Source organism: Desulfofundulus sp. (assembly GCF_049701015.1).
In the GTDB taxonomy this organism is placed as follows: domain Bacteria; phylum Bacillota; class Desulfotomaculia; order Desulfotomaculales; family Desulfovirgulaceae; genus Desulfofundulus.
This window is the reverse complement of sequence record NZ_JBNATZ010000332.1, coordinates 1-2,329: the sequence shown is the minus strand read 5'-3', so window position 1 is coordinate 2,329 and position 2,329 is coordinate 1. Positions and strand designations below refer to the sequence as shown.

The 2,329-nt window shown below is 56.8% G+C and carries 3 protein-coding genes; all 3 read right to left on the bottom strand.

Annotated elements, in window-relative coordinates; all coding sequences use genetic code 11:
• Positions 1–310 precede the first annotated feature (310 nt).
• Complete coding sequence (locus ACPLUI_RS14010) at positions 311–808, bottom strand: hypothetical protein (RefSeq protein ID WP_424660860.1); 498 nt, start codon at positions 806–808, stop codon at positions 311–313.
• On the bottom strand, positions 809–1,588 hold the full coding sequence (locus tag ACPLUI_RS14005) for a GGDEF domain-containing protein (protein WP_424660859.1): 780 nt from the start codon (positions 1,586–1,588) through the stop codon (positions 809–811). It abuts the gene before it with no gap.
• Positions 1,545–2,329: HD-GYP domain-containing protein (locus ACPLUI_RS14000; RefSeq protein ID WP_424660858.1), on the bottom strand; the 785-nt coding region annotated here is incomplete at its 5' end. The genes ACPLUI_RS14005 and ACPLUI_RS14000, both read right to left, overlap by 44 nt.

The following is a 2,329-nucleotide window of genomic DNA, read 5'->3' as shown; positions in this document are numbered from 1 at the left end:
CGGTCACGGCATAGCCGTACCCGACCAGCCCTGCGTGAAAGACCGCACCGGCGGCCAAAAAGGTCCCGGTCAACCTGTTCTTCGCCAGACCCAGGCACAGGATACCCGCTACGGAATAGTAAAGCGCTCCCCACAGCCACCAGGGGCGGCCAAGAAAGCTCCAGGAAGAAAACACAGAACAAACGCCTGAAGTACACCTAATTTTCCAGAGCAGCAAAGACGCAACTGACAGAAATACGTAAGAGATGCCCAAGACAACACCTCCCCCCAAAAAAATAGCCGGGTTCCAGCCCGGCTTCCGGGTACAGCTTTACGACCCGCTAATGCTGACCCGGATGGAAAAAGAGACGTCGTCGTTTGCCGCAAGAACGGCCCCGACACGTTCCTGGACAGCCTTGACAGCTTCTTCACTGCAGCTCCTGAGAATTATCGCCGCCTTGTTGTCGCCCCAGATAAGCCGGTCGCTGGACCGGATGGACCTGGCAACCCGCCGCCTGAGCTCTTCGGTAAGGGGTCCATTAAACTGAAGCACGATTGCTACTTCCCCCTCCCCGAACCGGGGCGACAGCCTGGAAAGCCTCGCATAAAAAACGTCCACTTCTTCTGGCCTAACGATGTAGTCTGCCGTGACGCCGTCACCGTCGGTAGATATGTTCCCGAAAGGCCAGAGCTTATTTAATTCTTCTTCCGCACCCCTGCCGTGCAGCCTGACCCGCACGTTGTAGTGCTTTACCTCTCCCTTAACAGTAGTGGCGCTGATCCCTTGAACAAACGGTATGTCCCTGAACCTGGAAAATACTTCTTTCATTCAAGAATCCCCCCTGTTTTTCCCCTTGTCCATGTACATCCTGCTGTCAGCCCGCCCGATGAGGTCTTTCGGCGTCAGCCCGTCCTCCGGATATACCGCCAGGCCGACAGACACCGATACCCATACATCCCCTACTTTGACAGCCATGCTTCTTATCCTGGAAGCTACTAATTCCCCCCTTTCGCTCGTAGTCTCCGAGAGTACGGCAACGAATTCGTCACCCCCGTAACGGGCCAGGAAGTCTGAAGCCCGCAGCGCGCTCCTTATCTCTTCTGCGGCTTTCTTTAACACATCATCACCCATTAGATGGCCGTAGGTATCGTTGATCTGCTTGAAACCGTCCAGGTCCGCAAACAGGACGCAGAACCTGTACAGGCGTTTTACTTCTTCCTGAAGCTTCCGGTACAGGGCCGCCCTGTTCGGAAGCCCCGTGAGCACGTCCACCATGGCCTGCTGCTGGACGCTCTCGTACTTGACGGCGTTCTCCAGCGCCTGGGAGCAGTACTGTTCCAGAACCTGCCGGTCAAACGGTTTCTTCGCCCCGTACAGCGTCAGCCAGCCACCAGCCCTGAGCGGAATAAATACCAGACCGGCCCTGGTGTACTGGACTGCGTGAGGGTCGAAAAACTTACCCGCCCCGTACCCTACCGCACACCTGCCGGTCAGGTCCGGCACGTCCAGGCAGATCACGACTTCTTCGGCCCCGGTAACTTCCGCTACGTGCGGCAGGAGGAACCTAATTGTTTCCTGCAGCCCTGCTAGAGGAGGAAACGGCAACACCTGTACTCGCACCCCCTTTCAAAATCAGTTCGCGCAGTTCTTCGGGTTGTATAAGCCCTGTTATCACCAGGCTGTTTTCCTTTAACAGGTCCAGCTCTTCCCCGGAACCCACCAGCTTTAAGACCGGCCTGAAAGGGAAACCCTGCTTCACCCGCAGGACCACCCCGACCAAGCCGCTGGAAAGCCTGACCACCGATCCCGGAGGATAGGGCAGGACGCATTTCAGGAACGCCTCGACAATCCTGGAACTGAACATAAGGTCGCCTGAAGCCATAATCATCTCATATGCCTCGTGCGGAGGGTGGGCCTTCCTGTACACCCTGTCCGTGGTGATGGCGTTGTACACGTCGGCCACAGAACAGATGGCGGACATCTCGTCAATCTCGTCCCCTTTCAGGCCGCGCGGGTAGCCCGTACCGTCGTACCGCTCGTGGTGGTTCAGTATGACGGCTGCACTCCGGGGGTCTATCCTGTCCTGTGACTCCAGGATTATCTTGTAACCGTACGCGGGATGCTTTTTGATTTCCCGGAATTCTTCCGGGGTCAATTTACCCGGCTTGTTCAGTATTTCCGGAGGCACCTTTGACTTGCCCAGGTCGTGCAGGAGACCCCCTATCCCCAACCGCAGGAGGTCCTTCTTCTCGTACCCGAACTTCACGCCTACTGTCAGGGCAAGCACGCACACGTCCACGCTGTGGGCGTAGGTGTACATATCAGCAGAGCATATCTCGGTAAGGTTGC

Excerpts from the sequence above, each read along its gene's own strand:
- ACPLUI_RS14010 (WP_424660860.1), bottom strand. The coding sequence starts at position 808 with ATGAAAGAAGTATTTTCCAGGTTCAGGGACATACCGTTTGTTCAAGGG.